This window comes from Amycolatopsis kentuckyensis (assembly GCF_002155975.1).
Classification (GTDB): domain Bacteria; phylum Actinomycetota; class Actinomycetes; order Mycobacteriales; family Pseudonocardiaceae; genus Amycolatopsis; species Amycolatopsis kentuckyensis.
Window position 1 is genome coordinate 1 of record NZ_MUMI01000827.1, and the last position, 741, is coordinate 741.

Below are 741 nucleotides of genomic sequence, written 5' to 3' on the forward strand. Positions count from 1 at the left end.
CACCGCGCGGCCGCGGGCCCGAGGCCGCCGGTGACCACGTACGCGCCCGACCCGGTCGGCACGTCGGTGGCGACCGGGACGCGGGCCAGCCGCGCCGCGTACCGGACGTCGTGCCGCCAGCGCACTTCGTCGTCCGGCGCGTCCGCCCGCAGCTCGCGCACCAGGACGTCCACCTCGGACCGCGCGTCGACGTCGACCAGGCTCGCCCGCAGCTGCGGGCGCTCGACCGCGAGCACCCGCACCAGCCCGCGCAGGAACGCCAGGCCCGGCTCGCCCGCCGCCTGCGTGACCAGGTGGAACCGGACGCCGAAGCCGAGCCGCGCGACCACGGACTGCACCGAAAGCAGCAGCTCCTGCGCGGCCTCGGGATCGTGGTAGGCGTAGGGTGATCCGGCGAGGAAGACGACGCCGCGCACCGGCCGTTCGGCCAGGAACCCGGGCAGCTCGCCGAGGTCGTCGCGCGGCAGCGACAGCGCGTCGTCCCCCGCCGCGGCCAGCGCCAGGGCGAGCGCGACGGCCCGGCCGAGCGCCGCCGGGTGCTCGTCGGTGAGCAGCAGCCACGCGCCCGGCCCGGGTGACGCGGCCGGCGGCAACGGCACCTCCGGCCAGGTCACCTCGAACGACGAAGTGGCGAACGGGACGCCCGGCGACAGCGCCCGCTCGGCCGGCCCGGTCACCACAGGCCGTCCCCACCGAGGGGCAGCACGACGACTCTGCGCAGCGTGAGCCCGTGCCGCGCGG

Annotated in this window: 1 protein-coding gene; it reads right to left on the reverse strand. The window is 78.1% G+C overall.

The window, feature by feature from the left end; all coding sequences use genetic code 11:
• The coding region (locus tag CCN39_RS48400; RefSeq protein WP_491844443.1) for a Rossmann-fold NAD(P)-binding domain-containing protein at positions 1-677 on the reverse strand (677 nt) is incomplete at its 3' end.
• Between the last annotated feature and the right edge of the window lie 64 nt (positions 678-741).